This is a genomic window from Streptomyces avidinii, from assembly GCF_014650695.1.
Classification (GTDB): domain Bacteria; phylum Actinomycetota; class Actinomycetes; order Streptomycetales; family Streptomycetaceae; genus Streptomyces; species Streptomyces avidinii.
Genome location: NZ_BMVL01000001.1, coordinates 645,940 through 667,813, shown reverse-complemented (window position 1 = coordinate 667,813; position 21,874 = coordinate 645,940). Strand labels below are relative to the sequence as shown.

The 21,874-nt window shown below is 71.9% G+C and carries 17 protein-coding genes, 2 tRNA genes and 1 pseudogene; 17 read left to right on the top strand and 3 right to left on the bottom strand.

All coding sequences use genetic code 11. From position 1 onward, the window contains the following. Positions 1 to 21 precede the first annotated feature (21 nt). From IE257_RS03140 to IE257_RS03085, 12 genes and pseudogenes are all read left to right on the top strand, one after another. The gene (locus IE257_RS03140; RefSeq protein ID WP_189964258.1) at positions 22 to 1,743 is read left to right on the top strand and encodes an LCP family protein; all 1,722 of its coding nucleotides are present in this window, start codon (positions 22 to 24) and stop codon (positions 1,741 to 1,743) included. Between the two features lie 163 nt (positions 1,744 to 1,906). After that, a complete protein-coding gene (gene rsfS / locus IE257_RS03135; RefSeq protein WP_030008628.1) occupies positions 1,907 to 2,353 on the top strand; it encodes a ribosome silencing factor in 447 nt (148 codons plus the stop codon). Further along, a complete protein-coding gene (locus tag IE257_RS03130) occupies positions 2,350 to 3,006 on the top strand; it encodes a histidine phosphatase family protein (protein ID WP_189964783.1) in 657 nt (218 codons plus the stop codon). The genes rsfS and IE257_RS03130 overlap by 4 nt, the downstream gene beginning before the upstream one ends. Positions 3,007 to 3,128: 122 nt before the next feature. After that, positions 3,129 to 3,201, top strand: a tRNA-Ala gene (locus IE257_RS03125). A 144-nt stretch (positions 3,202 to 3,345) separates the two neighbouring features. Further along, positions 3,346 to 3,579, top strand: coding sequence for a hypothetical protein (locus tag IE257_RS03120; protein ID WP_008738908.1), 234 nt, complete (start codon positions 3,346 to 3,348; stop codon positions 3,577 to 3,579). Between the two features lie 131 nt (positions 3,580 to 3,710). Then, a tRNA-Ala gene (locus IE257_RS03115) sits at positions 3,711 to 3,783 on the top strand. Between the two features lie 263 nt (positions 3,784 to 4,046). Beyond that, positions 4,047 to 6,917: a leucine--tRNA ligase gene (gene leuS / locus IE257_RS03110; RefSeq protein WP_189964255.1), complete on the top strand. Its 2,871-nt coding sequence runs from the start codon at positions 4,047 to 4,049 to the stop codon at positions 6,915 to 6,917. A 136-nt stretch (positions 6,918 to 7,053) separates the two neighbouring features. Continuing rightward, a complete protein-coding gene (locus IE257_RS03105) occupies positions 7,054 to 7,785 on the top strand; it encodes a hypothetical protein (protein WP_189964252.1) in 732 nt (243 codons plus the stop codon). A gap of 235 nt (positions 7,786 to 8,020) precedes the next feature. Continuing rightward, positions 8,021 to 8,866 carry a DegV family protein gene (locus IE257_RS03100; protein ID WP_189964250.1) on the top strand — a complete coding sequence of 282 codons (846 nt, stop codon included), beginning with the start codon at positions 8,021 to 8,023 and terminating at the stop codon, positions 8,864 to 8,866. Positions 8,867 to 8,964: 98 nt separating this feature from the next. Beyond that, complete coding sequence (locus tag IE257_RS03095) at positions 8,965 to 9,957, top strand: ComEA family DNA-binding protein (RefSeq protein ID WP_189964249.1); 993 nt, start codon at positions 8,965 to 8,967, stop codon at positions 9,955 to 9,957. Further along, positions 9,954 to 12,329 (top strand): annotated as a pseudogene (locus IE257_RS03090) (ComEC/Rec2 family competence protein); the annotation flags it as partial. The gene IE257_RS03095 and the pseudogene IE257_RS03090, both read left to right, overlap by 4 nt. A 136-nt stretch (positions 12,330 to 12,465) precedes the next feature. Then, complete coding sequence (locus IE257_RS03085) at positions 12,466 to 13,356, top strand: YceI family protein (RefSeq protein WP_189964246.1); 891 nt, start codon at positions 12,466 to 12,468, stop codon at positions 13,354 to 13,356. Positions 13,357 to 13,367: 11 nt separating this feature from the next. Here the strand turns inward: IE257_RS03085 and IE257_RS03080 are convergent, their stop codons facing one another. Continuing rightward, complete coding sequence (locus tag IE257_RS03080) at positions 13,368 to 13,610, bottom strand: hypothetical protein (RefSeq protein ID WP_189964244.1); 243 nt, start codon at positions 13,608 to 13,610, stop codon at positions 13,368 to 13,370. A gap of 61 nt (positions 13,611 to 13,671) precedes the next feature. On the opposite strand from IE257_RS03080, the gene holA reads away from it, so the two are divergent. Further along, complete coding sequence (holA, locus tag IE257_RS03075) at positions 13,672 to 14,664, top strand: DNA polymerase III subunit delta (protein WP_189964241.1); 993 nt, start codon at positions 13,672 to 13,674, stop codon at positions 14,662 to 14,664. Positions 14,665 to 14,676: 12 nt separating this feature from the next. After that, the gene (locus IE257_RS03070) at positions 14,677 to 15,069 is read left to right on the top strand and encodes a hypothetical protein (protein WP_189964238.1); all 393 of its coding nucleotides are present in this window, start codon (positions 14,677 to 14,679) and stop codon (positions 15,067 to 15,069) included. A gap of 197 nt (positions 15,070 to 15,266) precedes the next feature. On the opposite strand, the gene rpsT is transcribed toward IE257_RS03070, so the two are convergent. Further along, the gene (gene rpsT / locus IE257_RS03065; protein ID WP_030384651.1) at positions 15,267 to 15,533 is read right to left on the bottom strand and encodes a 30S ribosomal protein S20; all 267 of its coding nucleotides are present in this window, start codon (positions 15,531 to 15,533) and stop codon (positions 15,267 to 15,269) included. A gap of 256 nt (positions 15,534 to 15,789) precedes the next feature. Here rpsT and lepA point away from each other — a divergent pair, with 256 nt between their 5' ends. From lepA to hemW, 3 genes are all read left to right on the top strand, one after another. Then, entirely contained in the window at positions 15,790 to 17,655 is a 1,866-nt protein-coding gene (gene lepA / locus IE257_RS03060; protein WP_189964235.1) for a translation elongation factor 4, read from the top strand. A gap of 234 nt (positions 17,656 to 17,889) precedes the next feature. Continuing rightward, entirely contained in the window at positions 17,890 to 19,782 is a 1,893-nt protein-coding gene (locus tag IE257_RS03055; protein WP_189964232.1) for an AMP-dependent synthetase/ligase, read from the top strand. A 179-nt stretch (positions 19,783 to 19,961) separates the two neighbouring features. Then, entirely contained in the window at positions 19,962 to 21,194 is a 1,233-nt protein-coding gene (hemW, locus tag IE257_RS03050) for a radical SAM family heme chaperone HemW (RefSeq protein WP_189964230.1), read from the top strand. A 19-nt stretch (positions 21,195 to 21,213) separates the two neighbouring features. Here the strand turns inward: hemW and IE257_RS03045 are convergent, their stop codons facing one another. Further along, a complete protein-coding gene (locus IE257_RS03045; protein WP_189964228.1) occupies positions 21,214 to 21,852 on the bottom strand; it encodes an ADP-ribosyltransferase in 639 nt (212 codons plus the stop codon). Positions 21,853 to 21,874: the final 22 nt, after the last annotated feature.

The window sequence follows — 21,874 nt, the reverse complement described above, 5'->3', positions numbered from 1 at the left end:
TCCGGAGAGAGGGGCCCCGCGGTGAACGACCGACAGGATCCGTACGACCCGTATGCCGCCCAGGAGCAGCAGCTCGTCGGCTACGACGCGTACGGGCGGCCGGTGTACGGCCGGGTGCCCGCCCACCCCGTCCAGCAGCCCGCTCCGGCTGCCCAGCAGCAGTACGAGCAGTCGTACGAACAGCAGCAGTACGGCTACGACTACCAGGGCTACGGTCAGCAGCAGTACTACCCCCAGCAGCAGCAGCAGCAACAACAACAGCAGCAGCCGGCCGCCCAGGAGTACGGGCAGCAGGATTACACCCAGGCCCCCGGCTACGGGTACGACACGCAGCAGACCCAGCAGTGGATCCCGCAGCAGACCGCCCCGGAGCCCCCGGCCCCCGCCGTCGAGCGGCCGGCCGAACGGGTCCCCGAGCCGCGCCGGCCCGACGGCGAGCCCGGTGGTGGGTCCGGCGGCGAGCCCGAGGCGGCGGACCGGGACTACCGCACCGAGATGTTCGCCTTCATCGACCAGCCGGACGAGGACTCCGAGGACGTCATCGACTGGCTCAAGTTCACCGAGAGCCGCACCGAGCGCCGCGAGGAGGCCCGCCGCCGCGGCCGCAACCGGGTGGTGGCGCTGATCGTCGTCCTCGCCCTGTTCGTCGTCGGCGGCCTCGGCTACCTCTGGTACGCGGGCAAGCTGCCGTTCCTCGACGGCCTCGGCCAGAAGAAGACCGTCGCGACCGCCGACGCCGCGGCGCAGAAGCGCGACATGATCGTCGTCCACCTGCACAACACCAAGAAGGGCGGCACCTCCTCGGCGCTGCTCGTCGACAACGTCACCACCAAGCAGGGCGCCACCGTGCTGCTGCCGAACACCCTCGGCGTCACCGGCCAGGACGGGACGGTCATGGCGCTCGGCAAGTCGGTCGAGGAGGGCGGCCTCGGCACCCGCGAGGCCCTCGACTCCGTGCTCGGCACGCACATCGGCGGCACCTGGCGCCTGGACACCCCCTTCCTGGAGAACCTGGTCGAGCTGGTCGGCGGCATCGAGGTCGACACCGACACCGCGGTCCCCGCCGACGACGCGGCCAAGACCCCGGCCGTGGCCCAGGGCCAGAAGCAGAGCCTGAGCGGCCCGATGGCCGTGGCGTACGCCACCTTCCGCGGCCAGGGCGAGCCGGAGGCCAAGCAGCTGGACCGGGTGGGCAAGGTGCTCCAGGCGGTGCTGCGCAAGGTCCCGAGCGACCCGAAGGCGGCCGCCGTGACCGTCGAGAGCATCGGCCAGATCCTCGACCCGGCCCTGAACGCGCAGACCCTCGGGGCCCTGCTGTCCCGGCTCGGCGAGCACGCCAAGGTGGGCGCGTACCGCACCGACGTCCTCACGGTGAAGCAGGACGGCACGCTCACGGACGAGGCCAACAAGAACGTCGTCAAGGAGGTACTGGGCGGCTCGGTCGGCGCGGCGCAGCCCGGCGCCGCCCCGCGCGTCGGCCTCAAGGACGCCACTGGCGACGAGAAGACGCAGATCGCGGCGAAGGCGGCGCTGATGAACGGCGGCTACACCTTCGTCGACGGCGGCAAGGCCGACAAGAGCGCCACCACCTCGCAGATCACCTACCAGGACGACGCGCAGCGGGACCGCGCGATCGAGGTGGCCAAGACCCTCGGGCTGCCCGAGACGGTCGTGAAGAAGGCCGAGAACGCGGTGAACGCGGAGGTCGTGGTGATCCTGGGCAAGGACTACAAGGCGTCCTGACCGGGCGGCGTCCCCGTCCCGTCCGGGGCCCGGGAGGGGACTCCCCGGGGGTCCGAGGGGGCCCCGAGGGGGCTTTCGCCCGCGCGCGACGCTGCGCGCGGGCGGTGTCGGCGGTACATGAGACCCTTGTAAGGATCTGCCCGCCAACCCGAAAGCATGGCCAGTGACCGCCACGGACCGCTCCATCGAGCTCATCACCGCCGCCGCCCAGGCTGCGGCCGACCGGCTCGCGCACGACATCATCGCGTACGACGTCAGCGACGTGCTGTCGATCACCGACGCCTTCCTGCTCGCCTCGGCGCCCAACGACCGCCAGGTCAAGTCGATCGTCGACGAGATCGAGGAGCGCCTCCTCAAGGAGCTCGGCGCCAAGCCGGTGCGCCGCGAGGGCGACCGCGACGCCCGCTGGATCCTCCTCGACTACGTCGACATCGTCGTCCACGTCCAGCACAGCGAGGAGCGCGTCTTCTACGCGCTGGAGCGTCTGTGGAAGGACTGCCCCGAGATCGAGCTTCCCGAGGACGCCAAGCTCACCATCGGCAAGGCCGAGGAGCACGCCAAGCTGCGAGAGGCGGCGGGCGACGACGAACTGGACGGTGATCTGTTCTGAGCACGACCACCTCGGGCAAGTCCGGTAGGAAGATCGTCCTCTGGCGACACGGCCAGACCTCGTGGAACCTGGAGCGCCGCTTCCAGGGCTCCACGGACATCGAGCTGACCGAGACGGGTGTGGCGCAGGCGCGCCGCTCCGCCCGGTTGCTCGCCTCGCTGAAGCCCGACGCCATCGTCGCCTCCGACCTCCGGCGCGCCTCCGACACGGCTGCCGAGCTGGCCGCCGTCACGGGGCTGCCGGTGACCCGGGACGCGGCACTGCGCGAGACGTACGCCGGCGAGTGGCAGGGCCTCACACACGAAGAGATCCTCGAGAAGTACGGCGAGCAGTACGCGGCGTGGAAGCGCGGCGAACCGGTTCGCCGCGGCGGCGGTGAGCTGGAGACCGAGGTCGCCGACCGCGCCGCGCCGGTGGTGCTGGAACACGCCGCCCGGCTCCCGCAGTCCGGCACGCTCGTCGTGGTCAGCCACGGCGGCACCATCCGTACGACGATCGGGCGGCTGCTCGGGCTGGACTCGTACAACTGGGAGGGCCTGGGCGGGCTCTCCAACTGCTGCTGGTCCGTCCTCGGCGAGGGCGCGCGAGGCTGGCGCCTGCTGGAGCACAACGCCGGCACGCTGCCGGAACCGGTGCTCGGCGACGACGACTGACCGGCCTTCCGCCGCCCCCGGTGGGGCTGCCACCCGGATTTCACTTTCCGGCTGGTCACAGGCTAGAGTTCTTCTTGTTCGCAGCGCAGAACACCGGAGACGGGGGGAGCGCGGCGGAGAGCGGGGCTATAGCTCAGTTGGTAGAGCGCCTGCATGGCATGCAGGAGGTCAGGAGTTCAATTCTCCTTAGCTCCACAATCAGGATCCCGTCCCCAATGGGGGGCGGGATCCTTGCTTTTGTACCCTTTGCGTTTGCTGACCTGCCCCGCACCGGCATGGCAGAATCGTGACCGCCGGAGGGGGAGACGACGGCCCGACGCGGGAGGGAGTCGCTGACGGATGGGTGCACACCGGCGCCGGTGCGACTGGTGCAACAACGGCACGCCGATCGTGCGGGACATGGACCCGGTCAACCCCGACTACCAGTACTGGTGCGAGGAATGCGCGCGGGCGCTGATCATAAAGGGCGACCCGATCGAGACGTACCGGGAGCTGGAAGGGGAGCCGATCTACGGGCGGCTGCTCGACGAGCACTGCACGCTCAAGCGGTTCTATCAGTTCGCGCGAGCGTGACAAGTTGGATCAAATCGGACATGGCCCATGGTCGGCGGAAACCGATTTTTGGACCAGGGCCATGACCGTGTAATGTTTGGGACGTCGCCAAGGGGAACCGGCAAGGGGAACCGAAGAGGCAAGCACAACGAGGGGCTATAGCTCAGTTGGTAGAGCGCCTGCATGGCATGCAGGAGGTCAGGAGTTCAATTCTCCTTAGCTCCACAGTGAAGAAGAGGGTCACCCGGATCGGGTGGCCCTCTTCTCGTTGTGCCCCGTGTCGACGGGTGGAACGGCCGAGCGTCGGAAGGGGCCGCTGCGGTACCCTGACGCCATGCGTGCCGTACGCCTTCTGCTTACCGAGCCGCGCTGATCAGTACCGACCCTCCGAGATGGTCGGACCCGGCGCGGCGTCCCCTCCTGTGCGAGGGGTTTTTTCGTTTGGGCAGGCAGAGACGGCAGAGACGATCGATGGAGCTTCAGAAATCATGAGCGAGACGAACACCCCGGCCCCCGAGGCGGCCGAGGCGCACCGTTACACGGCTGCCATGGCCGCCGACATCGAGGCACGCTGGCAGGACGTATGGGACGCGCAGGGCACCTACGAGGCCCCGAACCCGACCGGTGACCTGGCCGGGGATCCCGCGGTGGTCGCACGGCCCAAGAAGTTCATCATGGACATGTTCCCGTACCCCTCCGGTGCCGGCCTGCACGTCGGACACCCGCTCGGGTACATCGCCACCGATGTCTTCGCCCGCCACCAGCGGATGACCGGCCACAACGTCCTGCACACCCTGGGCTTCGACGCCTTCGGCCTGCCGGCCGAGCAGTACGCCGTGCAGACCGGCACGCACCCGCGCGTGTCGACCGAGGCCAACATCGAGAACATGAAGGTCCAGCTGCGCCGGCTGGGCCTGGGCCACGACAAGCGGCGGTCGTTCGCCACGATCGACCCCGACTACTACAAGTGGACCCAGTGGATCTTCCTGCAGATCTACAACTCCTGGTACGACGCCGACGCGAAGAAGGCCCGGCCGATCACCGAGCTGGTCGCCGCCTTCGAGGACGGCTCCCGTGAGGTCCCCGGCGGCCGTGCCTGGGCCGGTCTGACCGCGGCCGAGCGGGCCGACGTGCTGAACGAGTACCGGCTGGCGTACTCCTCGGACGCGCCGGTGAACTGGTGCCCGGGGCTGGGCACCGTACTGGCCAATGAGGAGGTCACCGCCGACGGCCGGTCCGAGCGCGGCAACTTCCCCGTCTTCAAGTCCCGGCTGAGCCAGTGGAACATGCGGATCACCGCCTACGCCGACCGGCTGCTGGACGACCTGGACGCGCTGGACTGGCCCGAGGCCATCAAGCTGCAGCAGCGCAACTGGATCGGCCGCAGCGAGGGCGCGCGCGTCGACTTCGCGCTGGGCGACGAGGCCATCACCGTCTTCACCACCCGCCCCGACACCCTGTTCGGCGCCACCTACATGGTGCTGGCGCCCGAGCACCCGCTGGTCGAGAAGTTCATCCCGGCCGCCTGGCCCGAGGGCACCCACGAGGTGTGGACCGGCGGGCACGCCACGCCGGCCGAGGCCGTCGGCGCGTACCGCAAGCAGGCCGCCTCCAAGTCGGACGTCGAACGGCAGGCCGAGGCCAAGGACAAGACCGGTGTCTTCACCGGCGAGTACGCGATCAACCCGGTCAGCGGCGACAAGGTCCCGGTCTTCATCGCCGACTACGTGCTGATGGGTTACGGCACCGGCGCGATCATGGCCGTCCCGGCGCACGACGGCCGCGACTTCGAGTTCGCGCGCGCCTTCGAGCTGCCGATGCGCTGCGTCGTGGAGCCGTCGGACGGGCGCGGCACCGACCCGGCCGAGTGGGACGACGCCTTCGTCTCCTACGACGCGAAGCTGGTCAACTCGACGGGCGAGGGCATCGCGCTGGACGGCCTGGGCGTCGTCGAGGCGAAGGCCGCGATCACCGACTGGCTGGCCGAGCGCGGTATCGGTGAGGGGACGGTCAACTTCCGGCTGCGCGACTGGCTGTTCAGCCGGCAGCGCTACTGGGGCGAGCCCTTCCCGATCGTCTACGACGAGGACGGCGTCGCACACCCGCTGCCCGAGTCGATGCTGCCCCTGGAGCTGCCGGAGGTCGAGGACTACTCCCCGCGCACCTTCGAGCCGGACGACGCCACCTCCAAGCCGGAGACCCCGCTGTCGCGCAACGGCGAGTGGGTGAACGTCGAGCTGGACCTGGGCGACGGCCGGGGCGTGCGCTCCTTCCGCCGCGAGACCAACACCATGCCGAACTGGGCCGGTTCCTGCTGGTACGAGCTGCGCTACCTGGACCCGAACAACGCCTCGGCCCTGGTGGACCCGGAGATCGAGCAGTACTGGATGGGGCCGCGCGAGGGCGCGCCGCACGGCGGTGTCGACCTGTACGTGGGCGGCGCCGAGCACGCCGTGCTGCACCTGCTGTACGCCCGGTTCTGGTCAAAGGTGCTGTTCGACCTGGGTCACGTGTCCTCGGCGGAGCCGTTCCACAAGCTCTTCAACCAGGGCATGATCCAGGCGTACGCCTACACCGACGAGCGCGGTGTGTACGTCCCGGCGGCCGAGGTCGAGGAGCGCGACGGGGCCTACTTCTACGAGGGCAAGCAGGTCAAGCGCGAGCACGGCAAGATGGGCAAGTCCCTGAAGAACGCCGTCACGCCGGACGAGATCTGCGAGGAGTACGGCGCGGACACCCTGCGCCTGTACGAGATGGCGATGGGCCCGCTGGACGTCTCCCGTCCGTGGGACACCCGGGCCGTGGTCGGCCAGTACCGGCTGCTGCAGCGCCTGTGGCGCAACATCGTGGACGAGGAGACGGGCGCGGTGACGGTCGTCGACGCCGAGCCCGCAGAGGACACGCTGCGCGCGCTGCACAAGGCGATCGACGGGGCCGGCTCGGACCTGACGGGGCTGCGCTTCAACACCGCCATCGCGAAGATCACCGAGCTGAACAACGCCCTGACGAAGGCCGGCCGCCCGCTGGAGCGCTCGGTCGCCGAGGCCCTGGTCCTGCTGGTAGCCCCGCTGGCCCCGCACATCGCGGAGGAGCTGTGGCACCGCCTGGGCCACAGCGAGTCGGTGGTTCACCAGGACTTCCCGGTCGCGGACCCGGCGTACGTCGTGGACGAGAGCGTGACGTGCGTGGTGCAGGTCAAGGGCAAGGTCAAGGCGCGGCTGGAGGTGTCGCCGACGATCTCGGAGGCGGAGCTGGAGCAGCTGGCCGTGACCGATGAGGGTGTCGTGGCGGCGCTGGGCGGCGCGGAGATCCGCAAGGTGATCGTGCGCGCGCCGAAGCTGGTGAACATCGTCATCTGAGTCCGAGGCGCCCCTCCCGCGTAGGGGGGATCCCGTACGGGCAGGTTGGGGGTTCGATGGGAACCCCCGACCTGCCCGTTGCGTTTACCGTGGAGGGGACGGAAAAGAGCCGTCGGGTTCTGGGGAAGGGACGCTCATGGAGGCCGCGTTGATCATCTTCGCGCTGATGGTGCTTTTCACCTTCCTGGGGTTGGGTGTGTACGCGACCGTCAAGGTGGTGCAGGCGACCAAGCGCGGTGTGGACCGGACCATCACGCAGGCGCGCCGGACCGTGGAGGACACCACTCTGCGCGCCAAGAGCTTCGGGCAGGTCGGGGTCGCGGGAGCGCTGGCGCAGCTGCGGCTCGACCTGCGGACCTCGATGCGTGCCACGGAGCAGGCCCTGCAGGACGGGGTCCGGACGGACGCCTCGCTCCAGGAGTCGATCGCGCTGTTCGATCGGCTGAGCGCGCACGGACGCGAGCTCGACGACGAGCTGAAGCGGCTGGAGCAGGACCCGGACCGCGGGCGGATCGCGGAGCGCCTGCCGGACCTGCGGGAGCGGACGGCCAAGATCAAACAGGCCGCGGACTCGCTGCGGTGGGCCGCGCGGGACCGGGCCCAGCGCTTCGCACAGGACGACCTGTCCACGCTGTCGGAGCAGATCGAGGTCGAGTCCGACGCGCTGCGGGACTGGTCGCGGGAGCCGGTGGACGACCTCGCGGCGGCGGCCGCGGCATGGGACGCGGCCCAGGCGAACGGGCCGGCGGCGGGGCCGGCGGCCGGTACGGGCCCGGGCACGGAGCAGTCCCGGGCCGCCCTGAACCCGGCGGCCCCGGCGCCGCAGTACCCCTGGCAGAAGACGCGCCGGCCTGAGAGCACGACCTGAGGCACGGCTTGCAGGCGCGACCTGGGGGCACGGCTTGCGGGCACGGCTTGCGTTCACGCCCCGGGACGGGCTGACCGGGCGGGCCTGGCGGGCCGGAGCAGGGAGCGGTAGGGCCGGCAGGTGAGCCGGGCGGGGGCTCGTGCCGTAGGCTCGCGTCGCCTTCGGGAGCACCGTCCACGGTCGCGTCACGGGCCCAGGCTGCCGTCCTGCCCCCACTGGCGGTAACCTCCGGCTCATGTCCCGCCATGTCGCCATCGTCACCGATTCCACGGCCTACCTGCCCCGACCGGCCATGGCGCGGCACGGAATCACCGCCGTCCCGCTCACCGTCGTACTCGGTGGCGAGGCACTCGAGGAGGGCACCGAGATCTCGGCGCGCAGCCTGGCCCTGGCCCTGCAGAAGCGTCGCTCGGTCACCACGTCGCGCCCCAGCACGGAGGAGTTCGTCCGGGCCTACCGGGCGGCGGCGGACGCCGGGGCGACCGGCATCGTCAGCCTGCACCTGTCCGCCGAGTTCTCCGGCACCTACGACGCCGCCGTGGTCGCGGCGAGGACCGCTCCCGTGCCCGTCCGCGTCCTGGACACCGGCATGGTCGCGATGGCCCTCGGCTTCTGCGCGCTCGCCGCCGCCGAGGTGGCCGAGGCGGGCGGGTCCGTGGACGAGGCGGTGGCGGCCGCCGAGAAGCGGGCGGCCGACATGTCCGCGTACTTCTACGTCGACACCCTCGACTACCTCCGCCGCGGCGGCCGGATCGGGGCCGCGCAGGCGCTGCTCGGCTCCGCCCTGGCGGTGAAGCCCCTGCTGACGCTGGACGGCGGGCGGATCGAGATGCTGGAGAAGGTCCGTACGTCGTCCAAGGCCATTGCCCGGCTGGAGGAGCTGGCCGTCGACCGCGCCGGGTCCGCCGCTGTGGACGTGGCGGTGCACCACCTGGCCGCTCCGGAGCGGGCGGAGAAACTCGCCGAGCGGCTTCGCGAGCGCATCCCCGGCCTGGTCGAGCTGCACGTCAGTGAGGTGGGCGCGGTGATCGGGGCGCACACCGGGCCCGGGCTTCTGGCGGCGGTCGTCTCACCCCGCTGACCACCGGAACGAGTGGCCCGGTTATCCACAACGATCTTTTTTTCCACCGGAATTGAGTGTTCCGAACGGGGTCGGGGATCGGCCCCTACGGTCGTCGCATGACTCTTCGAACGCGTGCTTCGTATCCGTCGGGCGCCACCAGCGGCCCGGGCCGTCCCCGACTCTCCGACAGCCGTCTGCGGCACCGCCGTGCGGCCCGTCGCGGCCGGCTGGTTGCTCATCCCGACCCGGGCGCGGTGCGTCGGCGGGCCGAGGTCCTGCTCGGGGGGAGCAGCCCGCCCGAGGCATCGGCCGGAGCGCCGGCCGAGGTTGCGGCTGAGGCGCTGCCCGAGGTGCCGGCCGGGGTGTCGGCCGGGGCTCGGGCCGGGGCGGATCCGCAGGTGCCGGCTGCCGAGGCGCCCGGGCTGTCCCCGGGGGCCGCGCGGGGGCTGGCCGTCCGGGAGCGACTGCCGCTGTGGCTGCAGGACCGGTGCGAGGTACGGCCGCGCACGGTGGCGGCGGTCGCGGTGGTGCTGGTCGCCGCCGTCGGATTCGCCGGGCAGCAGTACTGGAGGGCCCGGCCGCAGACGGTCACCGCACCTGCGGTGGTGACCCCGGGGGCGGTACCGGCGGCGTCCGCGGCGTCGGCAGGGGCTCCGGCCGGGGGAAGCAGTGCCGGTGGGTCCGGTGGCGCTGTGCGGATCGTCGTCGACATCAGCGGCAAGGTCCGGGACCCGGGGGTGCGGAGGCTGCCCGCAGGTTCGCGGGTGGAGGACGCGCTGGCCGCCGCCGGGGGAGTGCGCCCGGGAACCGACACCACCGGGCTGAACCGGGCCCGCGTGCTGGTGGACGGTGAGCAGGTGGTGGTCGGCGCCCCGGCGCAGCCGCCACCGGGCGGGGCGGGCGGCGGGCCGGCCCCCGGACCGCTCAGTCTCGGCTCCGCCACGGTCGCCCAGCTGGACGGCCTGCCGGGGGTCGGGCCGGTGCTGGCCCAGCACATCGTCGACTTCCGTACGGCCCGCGGCGGCTTCCGCTCCGTGGAGGAGCTCCGCCAGGTCGACGGCATCGGGGAGCGGCGCTTCGCCGACCTGCGCACGCTGGTGCGGCCGTGAACGGCCCGGAGGGCGCGGGCCCCGTGGACCTGCGCCTCGCGGTGCCCGCCGTGTCCGCCTGGGCGGCCGCCGCCCTCGCCCTGGACGCGCCCGTCGGCCGCACTGCCCTCGGGGTGGGGCTGGGGGTGGCCTGTGCGGGCCTGCTGATGCTGTGCGCGTGCCTGCGTCCGGGACGGCTCTGGCGGCTCGCCCCGGCCGCGGCAGCGGCCTTGCTGTGCGCGTCCGCCGGGGCCGGCGTGGCGGGGCTGCAGAGGGCCGAGGCGCGGGCCGGGCCGGTGGCGGGGCTGGCGCAGGAACACGCCCGCGTGCTCGCGGAGCTCACCGTGGGCTCCGACCCGAGGGCCGCCCGGAGCGGGGGCGGGCCGCCGGTGACGGTCCTGGACGCGGTGGTGACCCGGGTGACCGGGCCCGACGGGGCGAGCACCCGGGTCGAGACCCCCGTGCGGGTGCTGGCCGCGCATGCGCAATGGGCTCGGCTCCAGCCGTCCACCCGGGTGGTGGTCGTCGCCCGGCTGGCCCCGGCGCGGTCCGGGGAGCGGGCCGTGGCGCTGCTCCGGCCGGCCGGTGACACCCCGCCCCGGGTGACCGGTGGCCCGGACGCCGTCCAGCGGTTCGCGGGGCGGCTGCGGGCCGGGCTGCGCGAGGCCACCGAGGGGCTCGCGCCGGATGCCAGGGCCCTGCTGCCGGGACTGGTCGTCGGGGACACCTCCAGGGTTCCGCCCGATCTGCACGAGGCCTTCCGGGCCACCGACCTGCTGCACCTGCTGGCCGTCTCCGGGTCCAACCTGACCGTGGTGCTGTTCCTGCTCATCGGGCCCCCGGCCCGCGCGCAGCAGGCCGAGCGGCGCGGGCTGGCACCCCGGCTCGGGCTCTCGTTGAGGGTCACCGCCCTGTGCGGGGCGGCCCTGACTCTGGCGTTCGTGGTGGTGTGCCGGCCCGAGCCGAGCGTGCTCCGGGCCGCGGCCTGCGGGGCGGTCACCCTGCTGGCCATCGCCACCGGGCGGCGCCGGTCCCTGATCCCGGCCCTGGGCGCGGCCGTGCTGCTGCTGGTGCTCCACGACCCGTGGCTGGCCCGCAGCCATGGCTTCCTGCTCTCCGTCCTGGCCACCGGGGCGCTGCTCACCCTCGCGCCCCGGTGGAGCGAAGCACTGAGGCGCCGTGGAACGGGGCCCCGGGTCGCCGAGGCGCTGGGAGCCGCTGCGGCCGCCCAGGCGGTGTGCGCGCCCGTGGTGGCCGTCCTCGCCGCCCGGGTCAGCCTGGTGGCAGTGCCCTGCAACCTGCTGGCCGAGCTGGCGGCCGGTCCGGCGACGGTCCTCGGTTTCGCCGCGCTGGCGGCCGCCCCGATGTGGATGCCCGCCGCGGAGGTGCTGGCCCGGTGCGCCGGGGTGCCGGCCGGGTGGATCGCGGGGGTGGCCCGGGCCGGGGCGGGCTTTCCGGGCGCGGAGCTGCCCTGGCCGGGCGGGCTCACCGGTGGCGTACTGCTGGCCGGCGTCACCCTGGCCGTCGTGGCCCTCGCCGGTGCCCGGTTCCGGGGGCGCGGGTGGTTCTGCTCGGCGCTGGCGCTGCTGCTGCTCCTGGCCGTGCTGCGGCCGCCGCAGCTCACCCGTACGCTCACCGGCTGGCCTCCGCCCGACTGGAACTACGTCCAGTGCGCCGTGGGGCAGGGGGACGCCGCCGTCCTTGCCGTCGGCCCGGGCGAGGCCCTCGTGGTCGACGCCGGCCCGGATCCCGGCCCGGTCGACGAGTGCCTGCGCACCCTGGGGGTGCACCGGGTGCCGCTGCTCCTGCTGACGCATTTTCACGCCGACCACGTGGGAGGCCTGTCGGGCGTCCTGCGGGGCCGGTCCGTGGGTGTGATCCAGGCCACCGCACTGGAAGAGCCCCCGGCGCAGGCCGAGTTCGTCCGGCGGACCGCGGCGGCCGCCGGTGTGCCGATCGTGCGGGCCGTGCAGGGGGAGCGGCGCCGGGCCGGGGCGCTCGAGTGGCAGGTGCTCTGGCCGCCGCCGGGCGGCCCGCCGCCCGAAGGGCCCAACGACGCGAGCGTCGCCCTGCTGGTGCGTGGTGCGGGCCTGACCCTGCTGCTGCTCGGAGATCTCGAACCGCCCGCGCAGCAGGGCCTCTTGAGGGCGCACCCGCATCTCGGTCCGGTGGACGTGCTCAAGGTCGCCCACCACGGCTCCGCGCACCAGGACCCCGAGCTGTACGCACGGGTGAGGCCGCGCGTCGCGCTGGTTCCCGTCGGCGTGGGCAACCGCTACGGACACCCCGCGCCGGGTACGCTCGCCCGGCTGCGGGAGATGGGGGCGACCGTGCTGCGTACCGACATCGACGGCTCGATCGCCGTTGCCGGAGCCGGAGTTCGACTACAGGTGTTTCCGGCCGGAGGGCGGCGGAAAAGGCGCGGTCATACCGGGCGTGACCGCTCTGTTTGCCCACAACCCGACAGCATGATCGAATGCGTCTTCGCCAGAACGGTCCAAGTCCACACAGCACGGGGGTGCATCAGCCATGTTCGGTCGCAGACGGGGGATGGAATCGGCCGGGACGGCCGGGAGTTCCAGTCCCTCCACATCCGCGACACTGACGCTGCCGCCGACGGCGCGCCTGCTCAGCTGCCGGGTCCTCGACACGGTTCACCGGCCGCTCCGGCAGGCCGAGTTCGAGGTGACCGACCCGATCGGCCGCCGCATCGTCAGGGGCGAGACCGATCCGTACGGCGGTTTCACCGCGGCCGTGCCGGAGGGGGAGTACAGGCTCTCGGTGACCGCCGAGGGGTACGCGCCGTTCCACGGGGTGACGATCGTGGGGGACCCGGCGCAGTCCGGCACCGCGGAGATCATCCTGGACGCGGTGGAGCCGCCGCTGCTGCCGCAGCCCGGCCACTGGGAGCTCGACCCGACGCACTCGACCGTCGGGTTCACGGCCCGGCACATCGGCCTGGCCCGGATCCGCGGCCGGTTCAGCACGTTCGCCGGGGCGGTGCGGATAGCCGAGCGGATGGAGGACTCCTCCATGCACGTGATCATCGACGCGGCCAGCATCGACACCGGGGTGCGGCTGCGCGACGACCACCTGAGGTCGGGGGACTTCCTGGACGCGGTCCGCCACCCCACGGTGGAGTTCTACAGCGAGCGGTTCATCCACCGCAGCGGCAGCCGCTGGACCGTCGCCGGCGCGCTCACCCTGCACGGGGTCAGCCGGTCCGTGACCCTGGACACCGAGTACCTCGGTCTGGGCACCGGAATGGAGGGCGAACTGCGGGCGGCCTGCCGGGCCACCACCGAACTGCACCGCGAGGACTTCACCCTCAACTGGCAGTCGATGCTGGCGCACGGGATCGCGGCGATCGGTTCGAGCGTGGAAGTGACGCTGGACATCCAGGCCGTTCGCAAGGCCTGATCGGCAGAGCCCTACGGGGCTTCCAGCCAGCCCTCGTACTCGGCGGCGAGGTCGTCCAGCGAGGTCGTGTCGAGCCGTTCCCGCGGGTCCTCGACGACCACCAGCCACTGGGCGTCCTCGGCGTCGTCCTCGCCGGCCAGCGCGTCGCGGAACAACTGCGGCTCCTCCGGGAGTCCGAAGCGGTCGACGGCTTCCCGGGCCACCTCCTCGGCGGCGTCGCGGTCGGGCAGGACGAGTACATGTCGCACATTCACGCGACCATTCTCGGGCACGCGGGGCGGAGGGCTGTCAGTGCGGCGTGGGATGCTGGACGCGATGGCCACCAGGAAGAACTCCACCGACGATCCGCTTGCCCCGCTCACCCTCGCGGTGGGGCAGGAGGAGCTGCTGCTCGACCGCGCCGTGCGCGAGGTGGTGGCGGCCGCCCGCGCCGCCGACGCCGACACGGACGTCCGCGACCTCGCCTCCGAGCAGCTCCAGCCCGGCACGCTCGCCGAGCTGACGAGCCCCTCGCTCTTCTCCGAGCGCAAGGTGCTGGTCGTGCGCAACGCGCAGGACCTGTCCGCGGACTCGGCCAAGGAGGTCAAGGCCTACCTCGCCGCGCCCTACGAGGAGATCATCCTGGTCCTCCTCCACGCGGGCGGGGTCAAGGGCAAGGGCCTGCTGGACGCGGCGCGCAAGGCGGGCGCGCGGGAGATCGCCTGCCCGAAGATGACGAAGGCGGCGGACCGGCTGTCCTTCGTGCGGGGCGAATTCCGCACGCTCGGCCGGTCGGCGACCCCGGAGGCCTGCCAGAACCTGGTGGACGCGATCGGCAGCGACCTGCGGGAGCTGGCCAGTGCGGCCGCGCAGCTGTGCGCCGACGTCGAGGGCACCATCGACGAGGCCGTCGTCGCCCGCTACTACACGGGCCGGGCCGAGGCCTCCAGCTTCACGGTCGCCGACCGGGCGGTCGAGGGGCGGGCGGCCGAGGCCCTGGAAGCCCTGCGCTGGTCCCTGTCCACCGGGGTGGCGCCGGTCCTCATCACCAGCGCCCTGGCCCAGGCGGTCCGCGCGATCGGCAAGCTCGCCTCGGCCCCGCGCGGAGCCCGCCCCGGTGACCTCGCCCGGGACCTGGGCATGCCCCCGTGGAAGATCGACCGGGTCCGCCAGCAGATGCGCGGCTGGTCGGCGGACGGGGTCTCGGAGGCCCTGCGCGCCGTGGCCGCCGCCGACGCCGGGGTCAAGGGCGGCGGCGACGACCCCGAGTACGCCCTGGAGAAGGCCGTCGTGGCGGTGGCCCGCGCGGCCCGCCCCCAGCGCCGTTAGCCCGCACCCCGCATGTATGACGATGCCGACTGCTGGGAGCGCTGGATCGCGAGGCTGATGGCCGTCCTCGCCGCCGATGCCGCGGATCAGCTGGCCTGGGCCGGTGAGCACGGGGTGAAGAGCGTTCCTGTCACCGACGACGCCGACTTCGTCCTCCACCTGGCCGAGGGGATGGCGGAGCGGGGAACCTTCGCCCCCGAGGCCCTGCAGGACCTCCGGGCCATCGGCCGGATCCTCGGCGAGGCCGACATCCGTGGCCGCGCCGGCCTGTGGGCCCGGTCACTGACCGCCGAGCCCGCCTGGAGCGAGGTGCGCACCCTGGCCCGCCGGATCCTCGTCGCCCGCGAGGGCGACTGGCGCAGGCCCCTGCCGCACCGCGTACCGCCTCAGCACATCTACGACTGAGCCCGCCCGGGGTGAGGCCCCCGGGCAGCACGAAGGCCCCGGCCACCGCCCTGGGGAAGGGTGGAGGCCGGGGCCTTCGGGTTACTTCTGGATTGCTCCGCACCCGCGTGGCGAACGCTTCGTGTGCGGAGCGGGGTGCCGGTCAGGAGCGGGAGAGAGGGCCCGCTGGGTCCTTCCCGGCATTCACATCAGGGAGCTCAGCCCTGCAGGGAGGCAACCTTGGTGGCCAGCGCCGACTTCTTGTTGGCGGCGGCGTTCTTGTGGATGACACCCTTCGAGACAGCCTTGTCGAGCGCACGCGCGGCAGCGCGGGAAGCCACGGTGGCCTTCTCGACGTCACCGGCGACGACGGCCTCGCGGGCCTTGCGGATCGCGGTCTTGAGCGAGGACTTGACGGCCTTGTTGCGCAGGCGCGCCTTCTCGTTCGTCTTGTTCCGCTTGATCTGGGACTTGATGTTCGCCACGAATAGAGCCTTTTCAGGTTCAGAGGTTGATCTTCGGATTGTGCCTCGACAGCTGAGAGGGCATACGAGACACAGCTGCCCAGGCTACCAGGCACGCTCCTGGCGGCCCAAACCGAGCGCACTGCCCCGTCCATGGGACCATGGGAGTCTGCGTATAGATCCGACATCGCGCCGCCGAGAGCGACGGGAGCCGGACTTTCGCTCCGACCGACGCTCCGCAAACGCTTCCGACTGCGACCGAGAATCAGGACACTGCGTGCCCGCGATCCCCAGCCACGTGCCCGAGCCGAGCCGTACCGACCCGGCGCTGATCCGCAACTTCTGCATCATCGCGCACATCGACCACGGCAAGTCGACCCTCGCCGACCGGATGCTCCAGCTCACCGGTGTGGTCGACCAGCGGCAGATGCGTGCCCAGTACCTCGACCGCATGGACATCGAGCGTGAGCGCGGCATCACGATCAAGTCCCAGGCGGTCCGGCTGCCCTGGGCGCCCACCACGGGCGAGGGTCAGGGCAACACCCACGTCCTCAACATGATCGACACCCCCGGGCACGTCGACTTCACCTACGAGGTCTCGCGCTCCCTCGCCGCCTGCGAGGGCACCGTCCTCCTCGTGGACGCCGCCCAGGGCATCGAGGCCCAGACCCTCGCCAACCTGTACCTGGCGATGGAGAAGGACCTCGCGATCGTCCCGGTCCTGAACAAGATCGACCTGCCGGCCGCCCAGCCGGAGAAGTTCGCCGAGGAGCTCGCGAACCTGGTCGGCTGCCAGCCGGAGGACGTCCTGCGCGTCTCGGCCAAGACCGGTCTCGGCGTGGACGTGCTGCTGGACAAGATCGTCGCCACGGTCCCGGCCCCGGTCGGCCCCAAGGACGCCCCGGCCCGCGCGATGATCTTCGACTCGGTCTACGACTCGTACCGCGGCGTCGTGACCTACGTCCGTGTGGTCGACGGCCAGCTCAACAAGCGCGAGCGCATCCGGATGATGTCCACCGGCGCCACCCACGAGCTGCTGGAGATCGGTGTCTCCTCCCCGGAGATGACCCCGGCCGACGGCATCGGCGTCGGCGAGGTGGGCTACATCATCACCGGCGTGAAGGACGTCCGCCAGTCCAAGGTCGGTGACACCATCACCAGCCTGCACAACGGAGCGACCGAGGCCCTCGGCGGCTACAAGGACCCGCGTCCGATGGTCTTCTCCGGCCTGTACCCGCTCGACGGCTCGGACTACCCGGACCTGCGCGAGGCTCTGGACAAGCTCCAGCTCAACGACGCCGCGCTGGTCTACGAGCCGGAGACCTCGGCGGCGCTCGGCTTCGGCTTCCGCGTCGGCTTCCTCGGCCTGCTCCACCTGGACGTGGTGCGCGAGCGCCTGGAGCGCGAGTTCGGTCTCGACCTGATCGCCACCGCGCCCAACGTGGTCTACCGCGTCGTCATGGAAGACGGCAAGGAAGTCTCCGTCACCAACCCGAGCGAGTTCCCCGAGGGCAAGATCTCGGACGTGTTCGAGCCGGTCGTCCGGGCCACCCTGCTCGCGCCCTCCGAGTTCATCGGCGCGATCATGGAGCTCTGCCAGCAGCGCCGCGGCACCCTCCTCGGCATGGACTACCTCTCCGAGGACCGCGTCGAGATCCGCTACACCCTCCCCCTCGCGGAGATCGTCTTCGACTTCTTCGACCAGCTGAAGTCCAAGACGCGCGGCTACGCCTCCCTGGACTACGAGCCCACCGGGGAGCAGTCCGGCAGCCTGGTCAAGGTCGACATCCTGCTGCACGGCGACAAGGTCGACGCCTTCTCCGCCGTCTGCCACAAGGACGCCGCCTACGCCTACGGCGTGCGCCTGGTCGCCAAGCTGCGCGAGCTCATCCCGCGGCAGGCCTTCGAGATCCCGATCCAGGCGGCCGTCGGCTCCCGCGTCATCGCCCGCGAGACCATCCGCGCCATCCGCAAGGACGTCCTCGCCAAGTGCTACGGCGGTGACATCTCCCGTAAGCGGAAGCTGCTGGAGAAGCAGAAGGAAGGCAAGAAGCGGATGAAGATGGTCGGCTCCGTGGAGGTCCCGCAGGAGGCCTTCATCGCCGTCCTCTCCAGTGACGAGTCCGGCGGCAAGAAGAAGTAGCCGCCCCGCCGTCACCCGTCGCGAGCAGGCCCCCGCACTCCGGTGCGGGGGCCTGTTTCGTTATGAAGCGGCCGCTCGCGGGCTCTTACGCGCGCGGCGGAGTCGCTCTAGTCTGATCACTGCTCGACGGTTACTCGCCAGTTTAAAAAGTCAACGGCTGCAAACCCGCCAGTCCCAAGCGCCCCCAGCGCCCCACGCCCACGCACTGCCGCGTGGAACGGTCCGGAGGATGTCGTGAGCGACACACAGACCTATCTCGAGAACCGCCCGCCCACCGTGGCGGTGCTCTTCCTTGAGCGCGTCGCCGCGACGCCGAACGACGAGGCCTACCGGTACCCGGTGCCCGCGGCCGGCGGCCGGGGCGGCCCAGACGACTGGAAATCACTCAGCTGGGGCCAAGCGGCCGAGCGGGTATTCGCCATCGCGGCCGGGCTGATCTCCCTCGGCCTGGAGACGGAGCAGCGCGTCGCGCTCGCCTCCGAGACCCGGGTCGACTGGATCCTCTCCGACCTCGGCGTGATGTGCGCCGGTGGCGCGGTCACCACGATCTACCCCAGCACCAACGCCGACGAGTCGGCCTTCATCCTCTCGGACTCCGAGAGCCGGGTGCTCATCGCCGAGAACGCGAAGCAGCTGGCGAAGGCGCGCGAGCGCCGCGCCGACCTGCCGAATCTCGCACACGTCGTGGTCCTGGACGCCGCCGACGCGGTCGCGGCCGAGGGCGACCCCGAGGGCTGGGTGCTCTCCCTCGCCGAGCTGGAAGCCCGCGGCAAGGAGTACCTCGCCAAGCACCCCGAGGCGGTCGACGAGCGGATCGCGTCCATCACCTCGGACCAGCTCGCCACCCTCATCTACACCTCCGGCACGACCGGCCGCCCCAAGGGCGTCCGGCTGCCCCACGACAACTGGTCGTACCTGGCCAAGGCCATGACGGCCACCGGGCTGATCGGCAAGGACGACGTCCAGTACCTGTGGCTGCCGCTGGCCCACGTCTTCGGCAAGGTGCTGACCTCCGGGCAGATCGAGGCCGGCCACGTGACCGCCGTCGACGGCCGGATCGACAAGATCATCGAGAACCTGCCGGTCGTGCAGCCCACCTACATGGCGGCCGTCCCGCGCATCTTCGAGAAGGTCTACAACGGCGTGGCCGCCAAGGCCCGGGCCGCCGGCGGCGCCAAGTACAAGATCTTCCAGTGGTCGGCGGGCGTCGCCCGCGAGTACGCCAAGGTCACGCAGGACAACTTCCGCCGCACCGGCCGGGCGACCGCTCCCTTCGGCCTCACCACCAAGCACAAGATCGCCGACGCGCTCGTCTACTCCAAGCTCCGCGAGGCCTTCGGCGGCAAGCTCCGCGCCGCCGTCTCCGGCGCCTCCGCCCTGGCCCCCGAGATCGGCTTCTTCTTCTCGGGCGCGGGCGTGCACATCCTCGAGGGCTACGGCCTCACCGAGTCCAGCGCGGCCTCCTTCGTCAACCCGGGCGAGGCCTACCGCACCGGCACGGTCGGCAAGCCGCTCCCCGGCACCGAGGTACGCATCGCCGACGACGGCGAGGTCCTGCTGCGCGGCCCCGGCATCATGCAGGGCTACCACGGGCAGCCGGACAAGACCGCCGAGGTCCTGGAGTCCGACGGCTGGCTGCACACGGGCGACATCGGCGAGCTGTCGGCCGACGGCTACCTGCGCATCACCGACCGCAAGAAGGACCTGATCAAGACCTCGGGCGGCAAGTACGTCGCCCCGGCGGAGATCGAGGGCCAGTTCAAGGCGATCTGCCCGTACGTGTCCACGATCGTCGTGCACGGCGCCGACCGTAACTTCTGCTCCGCCCTGATCGCCCTCGACGAGCCGTCCATCCTGACCTGGGCGGCCGACAACGGGCTGGAGGGCAAGACGTACGGACAGGTCCTCGCGGCGCCGGAGACCAACCGCCTGATCGAGACCTACGTACAGACCCTCAACGAGGGACTGCAGCGCTGGCAGACGGTCAAGAAGTTCCGGCTGCTGCCGCGCGACCTCGATGTCGAGCACGGCGACCTCACGCCCAGCCTGAAGCTGAAGCGGCCGGTGGTCGAGCGTGAGTTCAAGCACCTGATCGAGGAGATGTACGAGGGGTCCCGCGAGGCGTAGCGCCTGCCGCGGGCCCGGTGGGGCGGCCGGCGAGCCGCCCCACCGGGCCCTGGCGGGGCCCGTGAGGGGGCTGCCGGTTCAGGCTCCCCTGCGGGTCCGCTTCCCAGGGCTCCGCCCCGGACCCCGCGCCTCGAACGCCGGCGGGGCCGACCATGTGCGGGGTGCGGGATGATGGGGGCATGCCTTCCGCACTCCCCGACGGTGAACCCATGCCCGAAGACGGCTCGCTGCCGTCGCATGCCCTGGCGGGCGCGGGGGAGCGGCCGCTCGGTTTCTACCTGCACGTCCCCTACTGCGCCACGCGTTGCGGTTACTGCGACTTCAACACCTACACGGCCACCGAGCTGCGGGGCACCGGCGGCGTGCTCGCCTCCCGGGAGAACTACGCCGACACCCTGATCGACGAGGTCAGGCTCGCGCGGAAGGTGCTCGGCGACGACCCGCGCCAGGTCCGGACCGTCTTCGTCGGAGGAGGCACGCCCACGCTGCTGCCCGCCGCCGACCTCGTACGCATGCTCGCGGCGATCCGGGACGAATTCGGCCTCGCCGAGGACGCCGAGATCACCACGGAGGCCAATCCGGAGTCGGTGGACCCGAAGTACCTGGCCGAGCTGCGCGCCGGGGGCTTCAACCGGGTCTCCTTCGGCATGCAGAGCGCCAAGCAGCACGTCCTGAAGGTGCTGGACCGCACCCACACGCCGGGGCGGCCCGAGGCGTGCGTCGCGGAGGCGCGGGCGGCGGGCTTCGAGCACGTCAACCTGGACCTGATCTACGGGACGCCCGGGGAGTCGGACGAGGACTGGCGGGCGTCGCTCGCCGCCGCGCTCGGCGCCGGGCCGGACCACATCAGCGCCTACGCGCTGATCGTCGAGGAGGGCACGCAGCTGGCGCGCCGGATCCGCCGCGGCGAGGTCCCCATGACGGACGACGACGTGCACGCCGACCGCTACCTGATCGCGGACGAGGTCATGGCCGAGGCCGGGTACTCCTGGTACGAGGTGTCGAACTGGGCCACCTCGGAGGCCGGCCGCTGCCTGCACAACGAGCTGTACTGGCGCGGCGCCGACTGGTGGGGCGCGGGGCCGGGTGCGCACTCGCACGTGGGCGGGGTCAGGTGGTGGAACGTCAAGCACCCGGGCGCCTACGCGGCGGCCCTGGCCGAGGGCCGCTCCCCGGGCGCGGGCCGGGAGCTCCTCTCCGAGGAGGACCGGCGCGTCGAGCGGATCCTGCTGGAGCTGCGCCTCGTGGACGGGGTCCCGCTGTCCCTGCTCGCCCCGGCCGGGCTCGCGGCCTCCCGCAAGGCCCTCGCGGACGGGCTGCTGGACGCCGCGCGGTACGAGGCCGGGCGGGCCGTCCTGACCCTGCGCGGCCGGCTGCTCGCCGACGCCGTGGTCCGGGACCTGGTCGACTGACCAGGTCCCGAGGGGCCGCTCAGCCCGGGTGGTTCTCGCGCCAGGGCTGGTAGTACGGGTTGTCCTGGCACTCGTTCATGATCTCGGTCTTGGTCGTCTTGTCCACCGGGCAGACCGCGACGATGAAGGAGCGCTCGATGCCTCCGGGGAAGGCCACCTCGACCTGGGAGGCCCACTTGTGGGTGTCGCCGATGGTCTCGTTGACGTCCACCCCGCCCGGGGCGTCGATGTAGTAGTTCCAGCCGCTCTTCCACCACGTCTTGTACAGGTCGTGGTCGTAGGTCGTGGAGACGTACGGGGAGGGCTGGTTGACCAGGACGTATTGCTCGATGTCGTACTGCCCGTCCAGCGTGGCCCTGGGGTGGAAGCCCTCCGCGAACACGATCGACGGCGGACGGCTGTCCGCGCGGTAGAGCTGCTTGCAGTTGGTGCGCCAGGCGGGGGTCGGGGTGATGCGGGCGACGTCGGCCCGCTGGTCCGCGGCGGCGAAGAGGTGGTCGTCCACGCGCGGACAGGAGTTCGCCGGGGCGGCGTGTGCGGCACGCGTGGTGTGCGCGGGCGCCTCGGCGACGGCGGAGGCGGAGGCGGACGGCAGAAGGGTGGCGGCGAGCACGGTCGCGAAGAGGGCGGCTCGATGCCGCAGAGCAAAGGTGATCATGAAGGTCACCCTTGCGTTCCGC